Below are 14,989 nucleotides of genomic sequence, written 5' to 3' on the forward strand. Positions count from 1 at the left end.
GTCCACCCAGCCCAACAGGAGGCATCATGCAGTTCGGCATTTTCTCAGTCAGCGACATCACCCGCGATCCCACCACCGGCAAAACTCCGAGCGAGGCCCAGCGCATCAAGGACATCGTTGCCATCGCCAAGAAGACCGAAGAAGTCGGCATGGACGTCGTCGCCATCGGCGAGCACCACAACCGCCCGTTCTTCTCCTCCTCCCCCACCACGACCTTGGCCTACATCGCGGCGCAGACGGAGAAGATCATTCTCTCCACTGCCACGACGTTGATCACCACCAATGACCCGGTGAAGATCGCCGAGGACTTCGCGATGCTGCAGCACCTCGCCGACGGCCGCGTGGACCTGGTGCTCGGGCGCGGCAACACCGCCCCGGTCTACCCCTGGTTCGGCAAGAACATGCAGGACTCGGTGAACCTGACCATCGAGAACTACAACCTGCTGCGCCGTCTCTGGGACGAAGACACGGTGAACTGGGAAGGGAAGTTCCGCGCCCCGCTGCAGAACTTCACCTCCACCCCGCGCCCGCTCGATGACGTGGCCCCCTTCGTCTGGCACGGGTCGATCCGCACCCCGCAGGTCGCCGAAATCGCGGCCTACTATGGCGACGGCTTCTTCGCGAACAACATCTTCTGGCCCAAGGAACACTACATCCAGCTGATCAACCTCTATCGCGAGCGCTACGAGCACTACGGCCACGGCCGCGCGGACCAGGCCATGGTGGGCCTTGGCGGGCAGTTCTTCATCCGCAAGAACTCCCAGGACGCCAAGAATGAATTCCGTCCGTACTTCAACAACGCCCCGGTCTACGGCCACGGCCCCTCCATGGAGGACTTCACCGACCAGACCCCGCTCACCGTGGGCTCGCCGCAGGAAATGATCGAAAAGACCCTGACTTTCCAGGAGGCATTCGGCAACTACCACCGCCAGCTCTTCCTGGTCGACCACGCCGGCCTGCCGCTCAAGACCGTCCTGGAGCAGCTCGACCTCTTCGGCGAAGAAGTGCTGCCCACGCTGCGCAAGGAATTGGCCAGCCGCAAGCCGGCCGACCACCCCGAGGCACCGACCCACGCGAATCGCGTTGCGGCCCGCGACGCCAAGCTCGCCGCCGGAAAAGCCAATGTCTAGCCAGGCCTCGCTTCGTTCCGCGTCTGCCGCCTGGGAAGCAGTATTCCGGGCGCAGGTCACGGTGATGCGCGAGATCCAGAAACTCCCGGAGTTCAAGGAGCTCAGCACCCGTGAATACGATGTGCTCTTCAATCTCTCCAGGTGTTCCTCCGGTACCAGCCGGCTTTCGGACTTGAACCAGCACCTGTTGATTTCCCAGCCAAGCCTCAGCCGCATGGCTGACAGGCTGGAAGCCAAGGGCCTGGTCTCGCGCCAGTCGGATCCCACCGACCAGCGGGCTGTCCTTATTTCCTTGACCGAGGAAGGTGCCCGGCTGCAGAAGGCGATGGGCCGCGAACATGTCAAGGGCATCCACGACCTCATTGGGACCGCGCTCTCCGACGAGGAATTTGCGACGCTGCAGCAACTGGCCACCAAATTGCGCCAGCACGTGGAAGCGCCGTAGCCACTAAGTCCACACCGGACAATCCACAGGCCACGGGTGCCAAGGAATCCACCTTCCTTGGCACCCGTGGCCTTTTGCCTGCCCAGGCCGCGCCGACGGATCCACGTTAGACCCCGAACGGCTCCGCATAGCGGAAGTTGCCCTTGGGCAGTGGCATCGGCGAGAGGTTCAACACCATGAAATAGTCGCCCCAGGACGGATCCGAGGGAATGATCCCGTGGGGCATGGCCGGCGCGTACCCCAAGCGCCGGTAGTATTCCGGCTCGCCCAGCAATATGATCGCGCGCTCCCCGCGCTGGGCGGCGCGATCCCGGATCTCATTCAGGAGTGCGGTCCCGACCCCGTGCTTTTGGTCCCCGGGATCCACCGACACCGGGCCAAGTCCCAGCAACGGGATGTCCCCATCGAGCCATCCGCGCGTGGCGATCGCATGACCTGCCAAGTGGCCATTGACTTCTGCCACCACGGAATATTCGGGTAGGTACCCTTCGCAGGAATAGAGTTCGGACAGCAATGCCGCTTCCCCGGGTTCCCGGGCGGCGTCCGAGTCGGCGAATGCGCGCACGGTCAGCTTGCGGATCTCCTGCCGATCTGCCGGTTTCTCGCTTCGAAGCCTCATGCCACCAGCCTATGGCCAAAAGTATTCAAAAACCGCTAAGACGCAAGTGAAAGGCCCGGTTGGGAACCGGGCCTTTGAATGTTGATCGCCTAGTGCGAGCCAACCGGATGATGCTCGTGGTACATGCGCATCGTCGGCTTGATGGCCATTGCCGAGGCAACCAAAGCGACAATACCCGGAATCCAGGTATGCCATGCCACCATCGGCGTGCCCGAGGCGAAGCTGCCCATCCAAGGCGAAGCAACAACCAGCGCCGCCACGACCAGCTGAACCCATTCGGCCGCCGGCATCCCGGGGGCAGCAAGGTTGATAACGCCAATAACGATCAAGGCGATACCACCGGTCAGCATGTAGGCGGCAGACTGTCCCACTTCCGTAGTCCAGGTCATGGCCAAGACCGTGTAAAGGCCAGCGGCCACGGCGACCCAATTTTGCCATGCAGTCCATCGCTTCATGGTCTAGATCTCCTTTGTCTTACGTCCATCCCCCGATCCACGGCTTCTCCGGAATCGCGAAGGTTGCCCGTGCGGGCACCGACGGTGCAACGGGCCCCACTTGCTTGGCACATTGCCCCTTCGGTTGTCATCTCATCCTGCCCGCAGCTCCCGCGCGGGGGTAGGGTCCAAAGTCACGGTCGGTGGGACGAACCCGCATGCGGGGCAAACTCCAAACTGAGTCGCTGTCCTTCGCTGCGTTCAGGCATCATCAAAACGGTGCCCAACGGATCCAAGGTGCAGCTACCGGTAACGAAGTCGGGTTCCTGGATCCAGACCAGCCATAACTGCCAAACAGACTGGATGGGTTCGCAATACCTGCGCTGAGACCGGACCCTGGATGACCGATGACGGGCAACGGGTCCGGGGAAACTAAACTGGTTCAATGACTGCAACACTCGTGGCCAAGGACCTTGCCGGCGGCCATGCCAACCGGACGCTATTTTCTTCCCTCAGCTTCACCGTCTCCCCCGGGGACGTCATCGGGGTGGTGGGTGCCAACGGGGCCGGCAAATCCACGCTGCTGCGATTGCTCGCCGGGGTGGACGTTCCGCTGGGCGGAACCGTCTCCAGCGCACCGGACGGCGCGTTCATCGGCTGGTTGCCACAGGAACACGAACGCATCGACGGAGAAACCATCGAGGCCTACCTGGCCCGGCGCACTGGCTGTGCTGCGGCAACCGAGGCCATGGAATCCACCGCCGAGGCCCTGGGCTCCGGGGCACCGGGTGCCGATGACGCGTACGCCGCCGCCTTCGAGCACTGGATGGCCAGCGGCGCGGCCGATCTTGAGGACCGGGCTCCGGCGACGCTTGCCGAACTTGGCTTCACCCTGCCCACCGACACCCTCATGACAGCACTCTCCGGCGGACAAGTGGCCCGCGTTGCCTTGGCGGCCCTGCTGCTTTCCCGCTTCGACCTGGTGCTGCTGGACGAACCCACCAACGACCTTGACCTCGCCGGGCTCGAACGCCTTGAATCCTTCGTCTCTTCGCTGCGCACCGGGGTCGTTCTGGTTTCCCACGACCGCGAGTTCCTGGCCCGCTGCGTGACCCGCATCGTCGAGCTGGATCTGGCACAAAACCAGGTCGCCGTGTACGACGGCGGCTACGACTCCTACCTCGAGGAGCGGGCCATTGCCCGCCGCCATGCCCGCGAGGCCTACGACGAGTTCGCCGACAAGAAGGCGGACCTGGTTTCCCGGGCCCGCACCCAGCGCGAGTGGTCCTCCCAGGGTGTGCGCAACGCGATGAAGAAGAACCCTGACAACGACAAGTTGCGCCGGAAGGCGTCCAACGAGTCCTCGGAGAAGCAGGCGCAGAAGGTCCGCCAGATGGAATCGCGGATCAAGCGCCTCGACGAGGTAGCCGAGCCACGCAAGGAATGGGTGCTGCAATTCGAGATCGCCGCCGCCCCGCGTTCCTCCACCGTGGTCTCCACGCTCAACGAAGTCTCCATCACCCGCGGCGAATTCACCTTTGGGCCCGTCTCAGCGCAGGTCAACGCCGGGGACCGCATCGGCATCACCGGCCCCAACGGGGCCGGGAAGTCCACCCTGCTAAAGCTGCTGCTGGGGCACCTGGCGCCGGATTCCGGATCGGCCACCTTGGGGTCCTCGGTGGCCATCGGCGAGATCGACCAGGCACGCAGCCACCTTGACGAAGACACCGCCCTGGGCGACGGATTTGAACTTGCGGTTCCCCAGATGAACCCGGCCGAGGCTCGCACCCTGCTGGCCAAGTTCGGCCTCAAGGCCCACCAAACCGCATCCCTGGTGCGGGATCTGTCCCCGGGTGAGCGGACGCGGGCGGGCCTGGCCCTGCTGCAGGCACGCGGGGTGAACCTGCTGGTGCTCGACGAACCCACCAACCACCTTGACCTGCCGGCCATCGAGCAGCTCGAGGAGGCACTGGAGTCCTACGAGGGAGCCCTGCTCCTGGTGACCCACGACCGCCGCCTGTTGGACAATGTGCGCCTGGATGCACGCTGGCACGTCGAGGCCGGAAAGGTGCGCCTGGGGATCAGCTCCTGAGGCCCGGTCGGCGTGGGCCCGGTATCGAGCTATTCCCAACGTCCACCATGGATTCTGCGCTAGGCGAACCCGTGGACGGTGACCATTCATTGCTAAAGGGCACAGGTTCGGGACATGCTGAAATTGTTGCACGTAGCGTGTGCCAACCTACTGGACGGTACGTCGAAAGTGGTCTCCATGAAGAAGTCAGTTTCCAAGCGTGTGCCCCGATTGCCTTTGCTTTCCGCGCAGGCAACCCCGTCAGCCGGTGCCTGGATCATCCAAAGGAACGAGGCACCATCCTATGATGCCCCGACCTGTGAACGCTGTGGCACCAGCGAATATCTTGTCTATGAAAACGTCACCCTTCTGCTCGACTCCAAAAGGGTCCAGCCTCCATGCTGGGACGTTGAATATTGGTGCGGCGCATGCGAGTCCTTCTACGGGATGCTCACCACCTACGTGCCCGAAGACCGCCAGGCCGTCAGGCTGGCGGCGGAGAATCCCCGCTATGTGCACTACCGCGTGACAGAGCTGGATCGCGGCAACAGCACGAAGGTTGCCCGTGGTGCCCGCCAGCAGCTGCCCGGTTTGACCGCAGTCGATTAGGGGCGAGTGCGAGGTGCGCACCTTTGGCATTGAGGAAGAGTTCTTCCTCATCGACCGTGAAACCGGGATGCCGGCCGTCCCACGGCGACGCGTTTACAACGACTTGATGGCAGTGAACGGCGGAAGCAGTCCCACGCATCCCGAATTCCTCTCCTGCCAGCTGGAGCGCAGTACGCCGATCTGCACCACGCGCCAAGAGGCGATCGAGTCAGTCACCGCCGCCCGCCGGGAACTTTCGGCTGTGGCGCGCCAGGCGGGGCTTCACTTGGTCGGGTCGGGCACGCCGCCGCGGATCCCGTCCGGCCCGGCAACTGTGCACGCTTCAGAACGCTACTATTCCATCAACGAATTCTGCGGTGCCATCACCGCGGAGCACTACCTCAGCGGCACCCATGTCCATGTGGGGATCGACGACCTTGCCTCCGGGGTGGAGGCCATGAACGCGCTCCGGCCATGGCTGCCGCTGCTCACTGCCTTCGGGGCAAACTCGCCCTACTGGCGGGGATCCGACAGCGGATTCGCGTCCTGGCGCACCATCCAGTACCGCCGCTGGTCCATCCAAGGCATTCCACCGTATTTTGCTGATGAACAGGACTACCTGCGCCGGATGGAGTTCCTGCTGGCTTCCGACGTGGTCCTTGACCAAGGCCACATCAGCTGGGCCGCCCGGCTCTCCACGCGCTACCCCACATTGGAGATCAGGACGGCCGATGCCCAGGTGCGCGCCTCCGACGTCGTCCTCCTGGCGTTGATTGCGCGGGCCTTGGTTTCCGCCGGCATCAACAATCCCGGGCGCATCCCGAATCCGGCGCCCGAGGCCTTGGACATGGCGCAGTGGCAGGCCGCCAAATTTGGGATCCGCGGAAACCAGTACGATCTGGTCACCGGCACCAAGTGCAGCATCGACCGGCGCCTGGAGTCGCTGCTGCAGTACATCCGCCCGGAACTGAAGACCACCGGAGACACCGAATACGTCGGCGCAGGGCTTGAACGGATGATGAGCGAGGGCAACGGTGCCGTGGCCCAGCGCCGCGCCTTCCATGACGGCGGGTTCGACCAGGTGCTGGCCGAGGCTGACGCCCGGGTTGCCGACTGAACCTTTCCCCGTGGACCGGAAGCTTGATTCATTCGCCTCCGGACAAGGCCTCGTCCACCCCCGGGATTTGTTCCCGGTAGGTGTCAAGCAACGACTTGGCCACGGAGATTGAATCCACCAGCGGGTGGGCGGCCAGCGCCCGCCAGGCCAGCTCGCCGCTCTTGTTTTTCGAAGCTGCAATCGTCAACCGCTCGACGGCCTTGACCTGCTGCAGCAGCCCGAGCATCTCGCCGGTGACCGGCGCGATGCGCCGGGGCACGATGCCGTCGCCGGTGACGGTGCACGGCACCTCGATCACCGCGTCATCGGGCAGCTGGGGAACCAGACCGCGATTGGCCACATTGAGGATCATGGTCGCGGGCTTGCCACCGAGCAGGGCCGTCATGAGGTCGAGGGCGACCTGCTGGTATCCCCCTCCCTCGATGTCGGAGGCCTGGCGAGCGGTGCGTTCGGACTCGGGCCGGCTTTCGGCCATGTAGCTCGCCTCGCGATCGTGCTTGGTCCGCTGCCACAGCTCCAACGCACTGTCGGGATGGTGGCAGGCCTCCTCGTAGAAGCGTCCCTGCTGGCGGTGCAGGAACTCGCCGCGGGTCTCGGCCGAGCCGCGCAGCCGCTCGGTGGCTTCACGCTGGAAGTAGTAATAGTAAAGGTACTCGTTGGGAATCGCTCCCAGTGCCCTGATCCAGTCGGAGCCCATGAGCCTGGCTTCCTCGATGCCTTCGAGCCCCGCGTCGTCGGCCAACAGCCCGGGCAGTTTGTCCACTCCGTCCACGGTGAGGCTGCGCAGCCAGCCGAGGTGGTTCAGGCCCACATAGTCGAAGTCGACGTCCTCGGGGGTGGATCCGATGGCGTGGACAGCCCGGCGCATGAGCCCGATCGGTGTGTCGCAGATGCCCACGACGTTGTCTCCCAGCGCCTCCCGCATGGCCTCGGTGACGATGCCCGCGGGGTTGGTGAAGTTGATGAGCATTGCCTCGGGGGCGTGCCTGGCCACGCGCTCGGCGAGGTCGCGGGCGTGGGGCAGGGTGCGCAGGGCGTAGGCCAGCCCGCCGGGACCTGTGGTTTCCTGGCCGAGCACGCCCATTTCCAAGGCGATCCTCTCGTCCTTGATCCGTCCGCCGGTGCCTCCGATGCGCATGGCGGAGAAGATGAAGGCGGCACCCGTGACCGCTTCATCCACTCCGGAGGCCGTGGTGACGCGCGGGGGCCGGGGCAGGGAAGGGGCCATCTGCGCCAGCACGGCCTCGATGGCTGCCACCCGTTCCGGGTCGGAGTCGAAGAGGCACAGGTCGGTGATGCGCACCGTCTCCGTGTCGCCCGAGATGGCCTCAAAGATTTGCGGCACCCGGAACCCGCCGCCTCCGATGATGGTCAGCTTCATGCCAGAATCACTTCGCTTCCTGATGTCCTGAATGCTTCGAGGGTCTGGGGATCGGCACCCTTGCTGGTCACCAGCGTGCCAATGCGCGAGGCGGTGCAGACCTCGCGGAGGCCCACCCCCGGGAATTTCGTTTCGTCGGCCAACAGCACAATATTCGAGCTGGTGGCCAGCAGTGCGTGCTTGACGGGAACCTCGATGCCGGTGGTGTCAAGCACCGTGGTGTCGGGCCGCACTCCGCTGCAGCCCAGGAAACCGATGCTGGCACGAATGTTGGCCAGCGATTCGAGGGTCAGCGACCCCACCAGCGAATGGTAGGAGCGCCTCAGGACTCCCCCGAGGATGACCAGCTCCACCTCGGTGTCGGTGCGCAATTCATCGAGCACCGCAATACTGGAGGTCATCACCGTAATCTGGCGCCCACGCAGTGCCCGGGCGAGCAAGGCGGCGGTCGTCCCGATATCCAGCAGGACCACGTCTCCGCCCCTGACCAGCTCGGCTGCGCGGAGGGCGATGTTTTCCTTCGACGGCGGACCGGCGGCGAGCACCTCGCGGAAGGGGAACTTGTCCGCGTCGAGGCTCCCGCCCCCGTGGACGCGGCGAAGTTGGCCTTCGGACGAGAGTTGGTTCAGGTCCCGCCTGATGGTGGACAGACTCACGCCCAAGTCATCGGCCAGTTGCTGGACCGAGACATCACCGGTCTCCTGGATCCGACGCAGGATGGAACCCTGTCGCGCGCTGATGAGCATGGCATCACCCTAGCAGTCAGAAATGCGCAAAAACGAGCATTTTCAAGCACTTGAACCGTCTCTGGACGCATGCTAACGTCCAATCCAAGGGTGCTCCCAGCGGCCCCCCGCCACGGGCGATCCGGGGGTGCATCGACCCGACCCGCAGCGGCAGGCTCCAGGCGGCACAAGTCAGAGGAACTCAGCGGTGGACACAGCATCCAATCCCGGCACCGACCTTGATCTCTTCCTCCACGGGTCGCTCTTCTTCGACATCATCTTCACCGGCCTGCCCTCCGCCCCGCAGCCCGGCACCGAGGTCTGGGCCGAGGGCATGGGATCGGTCCCCGGAGGCATCGCGAACCTCGCCGTGGCCGCGGCCCGGCTGGGGCTGTCCACCGGGCTCTCGGCCGGCTTCGGGGACGATGCCTACGGCGCCTGGTCCTGGTCGCTGCTGGAAGAGCAGGAGGGCATAGACCTAAGCCGCTCGCGCATCTTCCCCGAGTGGCATTCGGCGGTCACCGTCTCCCTGGCCCGCGGCGGCGACCGTTCCATGGTCACCCACGGCCACCCGATGCCCGTCAGCGCCATGGAGCTGATCGGAACCCCGCCAACTTCCAAGGCCATGATTGCCGAGCTGGCACTGCCCGGGGACGAGGCGCCTTGGTGGCTGGCCACCGGCCCGAACCAGGGCAGGGTCTTCGCGGCCGTCGGCTGGGACCCCACCGAAAAGTGGGATCCGGCCATGCTCGGGGATCTGGAACACTGCCACGGCTTCCTGCCCAACCACGTCGAGGCCATGGCCTACTCCCGCACCTCCACCCCGGACGCAGCGCTCGAGGCCCTAGCGACACGCGTCCCGCTGGTGGTCGTCACCCGGGGCGTGGAGGGGGCCATCGCCATCGACTCCACCACCGGCGAACGCGCCCGCGTTCCCAGCCTGCCGGTTCCTGCCATCGACCCGACCGGCGCCGGCGACGTGTTTTCGGCCGGCATCGTGCTCGGCACCCTGGCCGGCTGGCCGCTGGAGCAGCGTTTGCTCTTCTCCACGCTGTGCTCGGCCCTGGCCGTGAAGCACTTTGGCGGCTCCCTGGCTTCCCCGGGCTGGGGAGACATTGCCGACTGGTGGGAGTCCACAAAGCTGCGGGCTCGGGAGAACGCCGAGTGCCGGGACATCGCCAAGCGCTACGGTTTCCTGGACGAGGTCCTGCCGCAGCACCAGCTCAATGCCGTGCGCCGCGCCGAGGCCACGTTCGGATTGCTGACCGAGGCCGAGGCACACTACCGGACCAATGGATACAAGCCACTTCCGCCGGCCCGCTGAACCGCACCCGCCGTCCCGGCGGCGGCCATCGAGACATGTCGCATCACTTGCACCACGTACCTTGCATGAAAGGACCACCATGAAACCCCGAGGCAAGACCCTCACCGGTGCCTTGGCCGCTGCCGCGGCCCTGGCACTGACGCTCTCAGCCTGCACGCCGGGCTCCGAGGCCCCCACGTCCTCTGCCCCGCTCACCAGTGCCCCCGTGGAAACGGACGTCTCAAAGATGGGCGAGCAGACGCTCACCGTCTGGGACCAGGAGGTCCGCGGCGGGCAGAACGAGCAGATGACCAAGCTCAATGCCGCCTTCGAGGACAAGTATCCGAACGTGACCATCGAGCGCAACTCCCAGTCCTTCGAGGACCTGGGCAAGACCCTGCGCCTGGCGCTGTCCGGCAACGACGCCCCCGACGTGGTCCAGGCCAACAACGGCCGCAACACCATGGGCTCCTTCGTCAAGGCCGGGCAGCTGCTGCCACTCGATGCGTGGGCGCAGGCCTACGGCTGGACCGAACGCTTCCCCGCCTCCGTGCTGAAGTACTCGCAGTACTCCACGGACGGCACCACGTTCGGATCCGGCTCGGTCTACGGGCTGCCGCAGGTCGGCGAGGTGGTCGGCGTCTTCTACTCGAAGAAGAAGCTTCAATCCCTGGGCCTGGACGTCCCGTCCGACTGGGCCGGGTTCGAGTCCGCCACCGCCACCGCCAAGGACAAGGGCGAGACCCCGCTGCTGCTGGGCAACATCGAGAAGTGGCCCGCGGGCCACGTCTTCGGCCCCCTCCAGGGTGCCAAGGCGCCTGCGGAGGACATCGAGAAGCTTGGTTTTGGCAACGCCGGTTCCACCTGGAACACCCCGGAGAACGAGGCCGCGGCGGCCGAACTGGCCGACTGGAACGCCAAGGGCTACTTCAACGAGGGCGTCAACGGCACCGAATACGATGCCGCCTGGCAGAACCTGGCCAAGGGCGAGGGCGTGTTCCTGATGGGAGGCTCCTGGATGGCCGCGGACCTGGCCGACGCCATGGGCGAGGACGTTGGGTTCTTCGCCCCGCCGGCAACCGCCGGGACCGGCGCGCACACCACCGGCGGCACCGGGCTGCCCTTCACCGTGACCTCCAAGACCGAAAACCCGGATCTGGCCGCCGCCTACATCGACTTCATCACCAACGACGAGGCGATGGCAGTGTTGGCCGACACCGGGAACCTGCCGGTCATCAACACCCAGAAGTATGCCCCTGCCTCCGGCGTGCTCAAGGACGTTTACACGGAGTTCGAGACCGTCACCACCAAGGGCGCCCTGCTGCCGTACCTGGACTACGCGACCCCGTCCATGGGAGACACCCTCGGCGACTCGCTGCAGGGCCTGCTGGCCGGCAAGCTCGATGCTAAGGCGTTCACCGACGCCATGGAAGCTGACTATGCCGGCTTCACCCAAGGCAAGTGACACCACCGGCGGGCCGGGCACACGCTCGGCCCGCCACGGGCGCACCATCACGCCCTACCTCTTCATTGCACCGGCCCTGGCGGTCTACACCGCGTTCATGCTCTACCCGCTGGCCCGCTCGGTGCACCTCTCCCTCTTCGAATGGGACGGGCTGTCCCTGGCCACCTTCGTGGGGGTGGGGAACTACACCGACATCCTCGCCGATGAACGCCTGCGCGCAGCGTTCGGCCACGCTGCGGCCTTCATCTTCTTCTACGCGCTGCTGCCCTGCGGCATCGGCCTGGTCCTGGCCGCGGTGCTGACCCGCGCCAAGGTCCGGGCCCTGCCGCTCTTCCGCGTCCTGGTGTTCCTGCCCCAGGTCATTGCGATGGTCGTGGTCTCCGTGGCCTGGAAGCAGATCTACGCCCCCGACGGCCTGCTGAACTCCGGGCTGCGCTCCATCGGGCTGGAGGCACTCACCCGTTCCTGGCTCGGGGACTACGCCTTCGCGCTGCCGGCCGTCGGGCTGGTCGGTTCCTGGGTGTCCACCGGGCTGGTCACCGTGCTGCTGCTTGCCGGCATGGCCAAGATCCCCACCGAGCTTTTCGAGGCGGCGCGGCTTGACGGCGCCGGGGCCATCCGCGAGTTCTTCGCCATCATCGTCCCGGCCGTCCGCGCGGAAGTCACCGTGGCGCTGACGCTGACCATCGTGGCCTCGCTGAAGACCTTCGACCTGATCTACATGACCACCTCCGGCGGGCCCGGTTCCTCCACCACGGTGCCCAGCTACGAGGTCTACCGACGGGCCTTCGAGACCGGGCAGGTCGGCTCCGCGGCCGCCATCGGCGTCACGCTGACGGTGATCATCTTCCTGATCACGCTGGCCGTGAACCGGATCTCGGAGCGCGGCGCATGAGGGTCTCGGGCACCGAGCGCACGCTGAACTACGCGATCCTCATCGGCTTCTCGCTCATCGTGCTCACCCCCGTGCTTTCCATCCTGGCCACCGCTTTCGGCCCGGCCGATGCGGCCGCCGCCCGCAATGGTGCCTTCCACCCGTCGAACTTCGCCACCGCCTGGGTGGAGGGGCGCTTCGGCCAGTACATGGGCACCTCGGTGATGGTGGCGCTGGTCGTGGTGTCCCTGGCAGTGGTGCTCTCGATCCTCTCCGGCTACGCGTTCGGGACCATGTCCTTCCGCGGCGAGCAGGCGCTCTTCTACCTCTTCCTGCTGGGCATCATGGTGCCTTCCGAGGCCATCATCGTGCCGCTGTTCTTTGACCTGCGCACCTTCGGGCTCACGGACACGCTCTGGGCCGTTGCCCTGCCCCAGGTCGCGCAGTCGGTCGCGTTCGGCACCTACTGGATGCGCGCCTACTTCAAGTCCGTGAGCCCCTCGATCATGGATGCCGCGCGCGTGGACGGGGCCTCCAAGGCCCGCATCCTCGTTTCCATCCTGGTGCCCATGGGGCGTCCGGCCATCACCACCATGGTCGTGCTGATGTTCATGTGGACCTGGAACGAGTTCCTGATCCCGCTGGTGATGTCACCCTCCGGAGCGTTTCGGACCGCGCCGTTGGGCCTGGCCTTCTTCCAAGGGCAGTACACCCAGGGCACGGCCTTGTTGGCCGCGGCCGCGGTGTTGGTGGCGCTGCCGGTGGTCCTGCTCTATTTCCTGATGCAGCGCCACTTCATCAAGGGCATGCTCGAGGGGGCCGTCAAGGAATAGGTGCGGCGCCATGCCCTGTCCGGACGGCAACAATGCCGACAGGGTAGCAGACCAAGGCTGTCCCTGGGCGCTGGCCCCGGTGCACACTGGTGACATGAGGATCCTGCTGCAGACCGCGCGGCTCCTGCTGCGCGAATTCACCGCCGACGACGCCGGGCTGCTGGTGGAGCTGGATTCGGATCCGCGGGTCATGCGCTACATCACCAACTCCAAGCCCACGCCCCGGCAGGAAATCATCGGCGAGTACATCCCCGCCTACCTTCAGTACCACCGGAAGGGGCCCGACTTCGGGTTCTGGGTGGCGCAGCTGCGCGACAGCGGCGACTTCGCCGGGTGGTTCCACCTGCGCCCCGAGCCCGGGGACCCGGCGGACGATCCGGAACTTGGCTTTCGGCTCAAACACCGTTTCTGGGGCCAAGGCCTGGCCACCGAGGGGGCCTCCGCGCTCATCGACCACGCGTTCTGCGCGGATTCCATCGACGTCACCCGGGTCCATGCCAGCACCATGGCGGTGAACATCGCCTCGCGGATGGTCATGGAAAAATGCGGGATGGACCTGGTCCGCCATTTTGTCGCCGACTGGCCGGTGCGCATCGACGGCGACGAGCTCGGCGATGTCGAATACGCGATCACCCGTGCCCAGTGGCTTGAAGGCCGGCCTCCGCAGCCCCAGCGCCGATGAGCACCTCCGCGGCAAGCCATGGGCATGGGCGGGGAAGTCGCCTACGCTGAAGACAAGCGCCGTTTCCGTTCCCGGCATCCACGCCGGGTTGGCACGAGGGGAGCACATCATGGCCACCACCCGTATCCACACCATTGGCCATTCCACCCACGAGGTCGCCGACTTCATTGAGATCCTGCGCGCCCACGGCATCAAGCAGCTCGTGGACATCCGGACCATTCCCAAGTCCCGGCACAACCCCCAATTCAACGGCGAGGACCTGGCCGCAAGCCTGGACGCCGCCGGCATCGGCTACCGCCGCGCCAAGGAGCTCGGCGGCCTGCGCCCGACCCACAAGGACAGCATCAACGGTGCCTGGCGCAACGATTCCTTCCGCGGCTACGCCGACTACATGCAGACCGGCGAATTCGCAGCTGCCATCGATGACCTGCTGGAGAGTGCCACGAACAACGACACCGCCATCATGTGCGCAGAGGCCGTCCCCTGGCGCTGCCACCGCTCGCTGGTCGGCGACGCCCTGGTGGTGCGCGGCGTCGAGGTCCTGGACATCTTTTCAAGCACCAAGGCAACCCCACACACGCTTACCTCGTTCGCGCAGGTCGAGGGAACCACCCTCACCTACCCGCCCCAAGAGGGCATCTCCTAGGAACCCCCGCGGCAGGGGTTTTGCCGTTCGCCTCATCCACCAAGGAGTTCCTCGCCGTCCACTGACGCCCAACGCGTCCCTGCGTCGAGTAGTTTGCCCGGGCCCCGGAATGTCAATCGCTGCGGCCAACCGTCCCCCGGTCTCGGTATCCTGGGCAGCAGGACAGTGTGCTGCAAGCAACGGAGGAACCAATGGCCGAAGAAGCATTCGTGGGGATTGCCGAAGACATCGCCCGCCGCGCCCATGCGGGCCAGGTGGACAAGGCAGGGCTCGACTACATCACCCACCCCGCCCGGGTGGCCGCGGGCGTACGCCTGCACGGCGGCACGAACGAGGCAGTGGCCGCCGCCTGGCTGCATGACGTGCTGGAAGACTGCGATGTCTCCGCGGCGCAGCTCGCCGAGGCCGGAATCCCCGATACCGTCATCGAAGCGGTCAGGGCGGTCACCAAGATCAAGGGCGAACGGCTGGAAGACTATTGCGGGCGCATCCGGGCCAACCCCACGGCCCTGCGCGTCAAACGCGCCGACATCGAGGACAACACCGATCCGGCCCGCACCGCCAAATTGCCCGAACCAACGCGGCTCCGCCTGGCGGCAAAGTATGCCCGCGTCCGCTCGCTCCTCGGCTTCCCGCAGCAGGCCTGAGAACCGTTTCATCCGCTGCCGCAGATCCC

General features: G+C 65.8%; 16 protein-coding genes. 12 read left to right on the forward strand and 4 right to left on the reverse strand.

Translation table 11 applies throughout. The features are described 5' to 3' along the window. Positions 1 to 26 precede the first annotated feature (26 nt). Together ABD687_RS04770 and ABD687_RS04775 are read left to right on the forward strand one after the other, a co-directional pair. Complete coding sequence (locus tag ABD687_RS04770) at positions 27 to 1,130, forward strand: LLM class flavin-dependent oxidoreductase (protein ID WP_310293144.1); 1,104 nt, start codon at positions 27 to 29, stop codon at positions 1,128 to 1,130. Continuing rightward, positions 1,123 to 1,575 (forward strand): MarR family winged helix-turn-helix transcriptional regulator, encoded by a 453-nt coding sequence (locus ABD687_RS04775; protein ID WP_310293142.1) that lies wholly within the window; start codon positions 1,123 to 1,125, stop codon positions 1,573 to 1,575. The genes ABD687_RS04770 and ABD687_RS04775 overlap by 8 nt, the downstream gene beginning before the upstream one ends. A gap of 106 nt (positions 1,576 to 1,681) precedes the next feature. Here the strand turns inward: ABD687_RS04775 and ABD687_RS04780 are convergent, their stop codons facing one another. Further along, positions 1,682 to 2,194 carry a GNAT family N-acetyltransferase gene (locus ABD687_RS04780; protein ID WP_310293140.1) on the reverse strand — a complete coding sequence of 171 codons (513 nt, stop codon included), beginning with the start codon at positions 2,192 to 2,194 and terminating at the stop codon, positions 1,682 to 1,684. 89 nt (positions 2,195 to 2,283) lie between these two features. Further along, positions 2,284 to 2,649 carry an SPW repeat domain-containing protein gene (locus tag ABD687_RS04785; RefSeq protein WP_264269364.1) on the reverse strand — a complete coding sequence of 122 codons (366 nt, stop codon included), beginning with the start codon at positions 2,647 to 2,649 and terminating at the stop codon, positions 2,284 to 2,286. Between the two features lie 424 nt (positions 2,650 to 3,073). Between ABD687_RS04785 and abc-f the strand changes: the two genes are divergently transcribed. From abc-f to ABD687_RS04800, 3 genes are all read left to right on the forward strand, one after another. Next, positions 3,074 to 4,720, forward strand: a complete 1,647-nt coding sequence (gene abc-f, locus ABD687_RS04790) for a ribosomal protection-like ABC-F family protein (protein ID WP_310293136.1) — start codon at positions 3,074 to 3,076, stop codon at positions 4,718 to 4,720. Between the two features lie 114 nt (positions 4,721 to 4,834). Then, positions 4,835 to 5,308: a hypothetical protein gene (locus ABD687_RS04795; protein WP_310293135.1), complete on the forward strand. Its 474-nt coding sequence runs from the start codon at positions 4,835 to 4,837 to the stop codon at positions 5,306 to 5,308. A gap of 13 nt (positions 5,309 to 5,321) precedes the next feature. Beyond that, positions 5,322 to 6,404, forward strand: coding sequence for a carboxylate-amine ligase (locus ABD687_RS04800; protein WP_310293133.1), 1,083 nt, complete (start codon positions 5,322 to 5,324; stop codon positions 6,402 to 6,404). A 28-nt stretch (positions 6,405 to 6,432) separates the two neighbouring features. On the opposite strand, the gene ABD687_RS04805 is transcribed toward ABD687_RS04800, so the two are convergent. Both ABD687_RS04805 and ABD687_RS04810 read right to left on the reverse strand, forming a co-directional pair. Then, the gene (locus tag ABD687_RS04805) at positions 6,433 to 7,785 is read right to left on the reverse strand and encodes a 6-phospho-beta-glucosidase (RefSeq protein ID WP_310293131.1); all 1,353 of its coding nucleotides are present in this window, start codon (positions 7,783 to 7,785) and stop codon (positions 6,433 to 6,435) included. After that, positions 7,782 to 8,531 (reverse strand): DeoR/GlpR family DNA-binding transcription regulator, encoded by a 750-nt coding sequence (locus ABD687_RS04810; protein WP_310293130.1) that lies wholly within the window; start codon positions 8,529 to 8,531, stop codon positions 7,782 to 7,784. Before ABD687_RS04810 ends, ABD687_RS04805 begins: the two co-directional genes overlap by 4 nt. Positions 8,532 to 8,718: 187 nt before the next feature. Here ABD687_RS04810 and ABD687_RS04815 point away from each other — a divergent pair, with 187 nt between their 5' ends. From ABD687_RS04815 to ABD687_RS04845, 7 genes are all read left to right on the forward strand, one after another. Continuing rightward, on the forward strand, positions 8,719 to 9,834 hold the full coding sequence (locus ABD687_RS04815) for a PfkB family carbohydrate kinase (RefSeq protein ID WP_310293127.1): 1,116 nt from the start codon (positions 8,719 to 8,721) through the stop codon (positions 9,832 to 9,834). 79 nt (positions 9,835 to 9,913) lie between these two features. Further along, positions 9,914 to 11,278 (forward strand): ABC transporter substrate-binding protein, encoded by a 1,365-nt coding sequence (locus tag ABD687_RS04820; RefSeq protein WP_310293125.1) that lies wholly within the window; start codon positions 9,914 to 9,916, stop codon positions 11,276 to 11,278. Continuing rightward, positions 11,253 to 12,173 (forward strand): carbohydrate ABC transporter permease, encoded by a 921-nt coding sequence (locus ABD687_RS04825; protein WP_310293124.1) that lies wholly within the window; start codon positions 11,253 to 11,255, stop codon positions 12,171 to 12,173. The genes ABD687_RS04820 and ABD687_RS04825 overlap by 26 nt, the downstream gene beginning before the upstream one ends. Beyond that, positions 12,170 to 12,985: a carbohydrate ABC transporter permease gene (locus ABD687_RS04830; protein ID WP_310293122.1), complete on the forward strand. Its 816-nt coding sequence runs from the start codon at positions 12,170 to 12,172 to the stop codon at positions 12,983 to 12,985. Before ABD687_RS04825 ends, ABD687_RS04830 begins: the two co-directional genes overlap by 4 nt. Positions 12,986 to 12,995: 10 nt before the next feature. Then, positions 12,996 to 13,667: a GNAT family N-acetyltransferase gene (locus ABD687_RS04835; RefSeq protein ID WP_310293120.1), complete on the forward strand. Its 672-nt coding sequence runs from the start codon at positions 12,996 to 12,998 to the stop codon at positions 13,665 to 13,667. Between the two features lie 109 nt (positions 13,668 to 13,776). Next, complete coding sequence (locus tag ABD687_RS04840; protein WP_310293118.1) at positions 13,777 to 14,313, forward strand: DUF488 domain-containing protein; 537 nt, start codon at positions 13,777 to 13,779, stop codon at positions 14,311 to 14,313. Positions 14,314 to 14,504: 191 nt separating this feature from the next. After that, on the forward strand, positions 14,505 to 14,960 hold the full coding sequence (locus ABD687_RS04845) for an HD domain-containing protein (protein WP_310293116.1): 456 nt from the start codon (positions 14,505 to 14,507) through the stop codon (positions 14,958 to 14,960). Positions 14,961 to 14,989: the final 29 nt, after the last annotated feature.

This window comes from Paeniglutamicibacter sulfureus (assembly GCF_039535115.1).
Lineage (GTDB): Bacteria > Actinomycetota > Actinomycetes > Actinomycetales > Micrococcaceae > Paeniglutamicibacter > Paeniglutamicibacter sulfureus.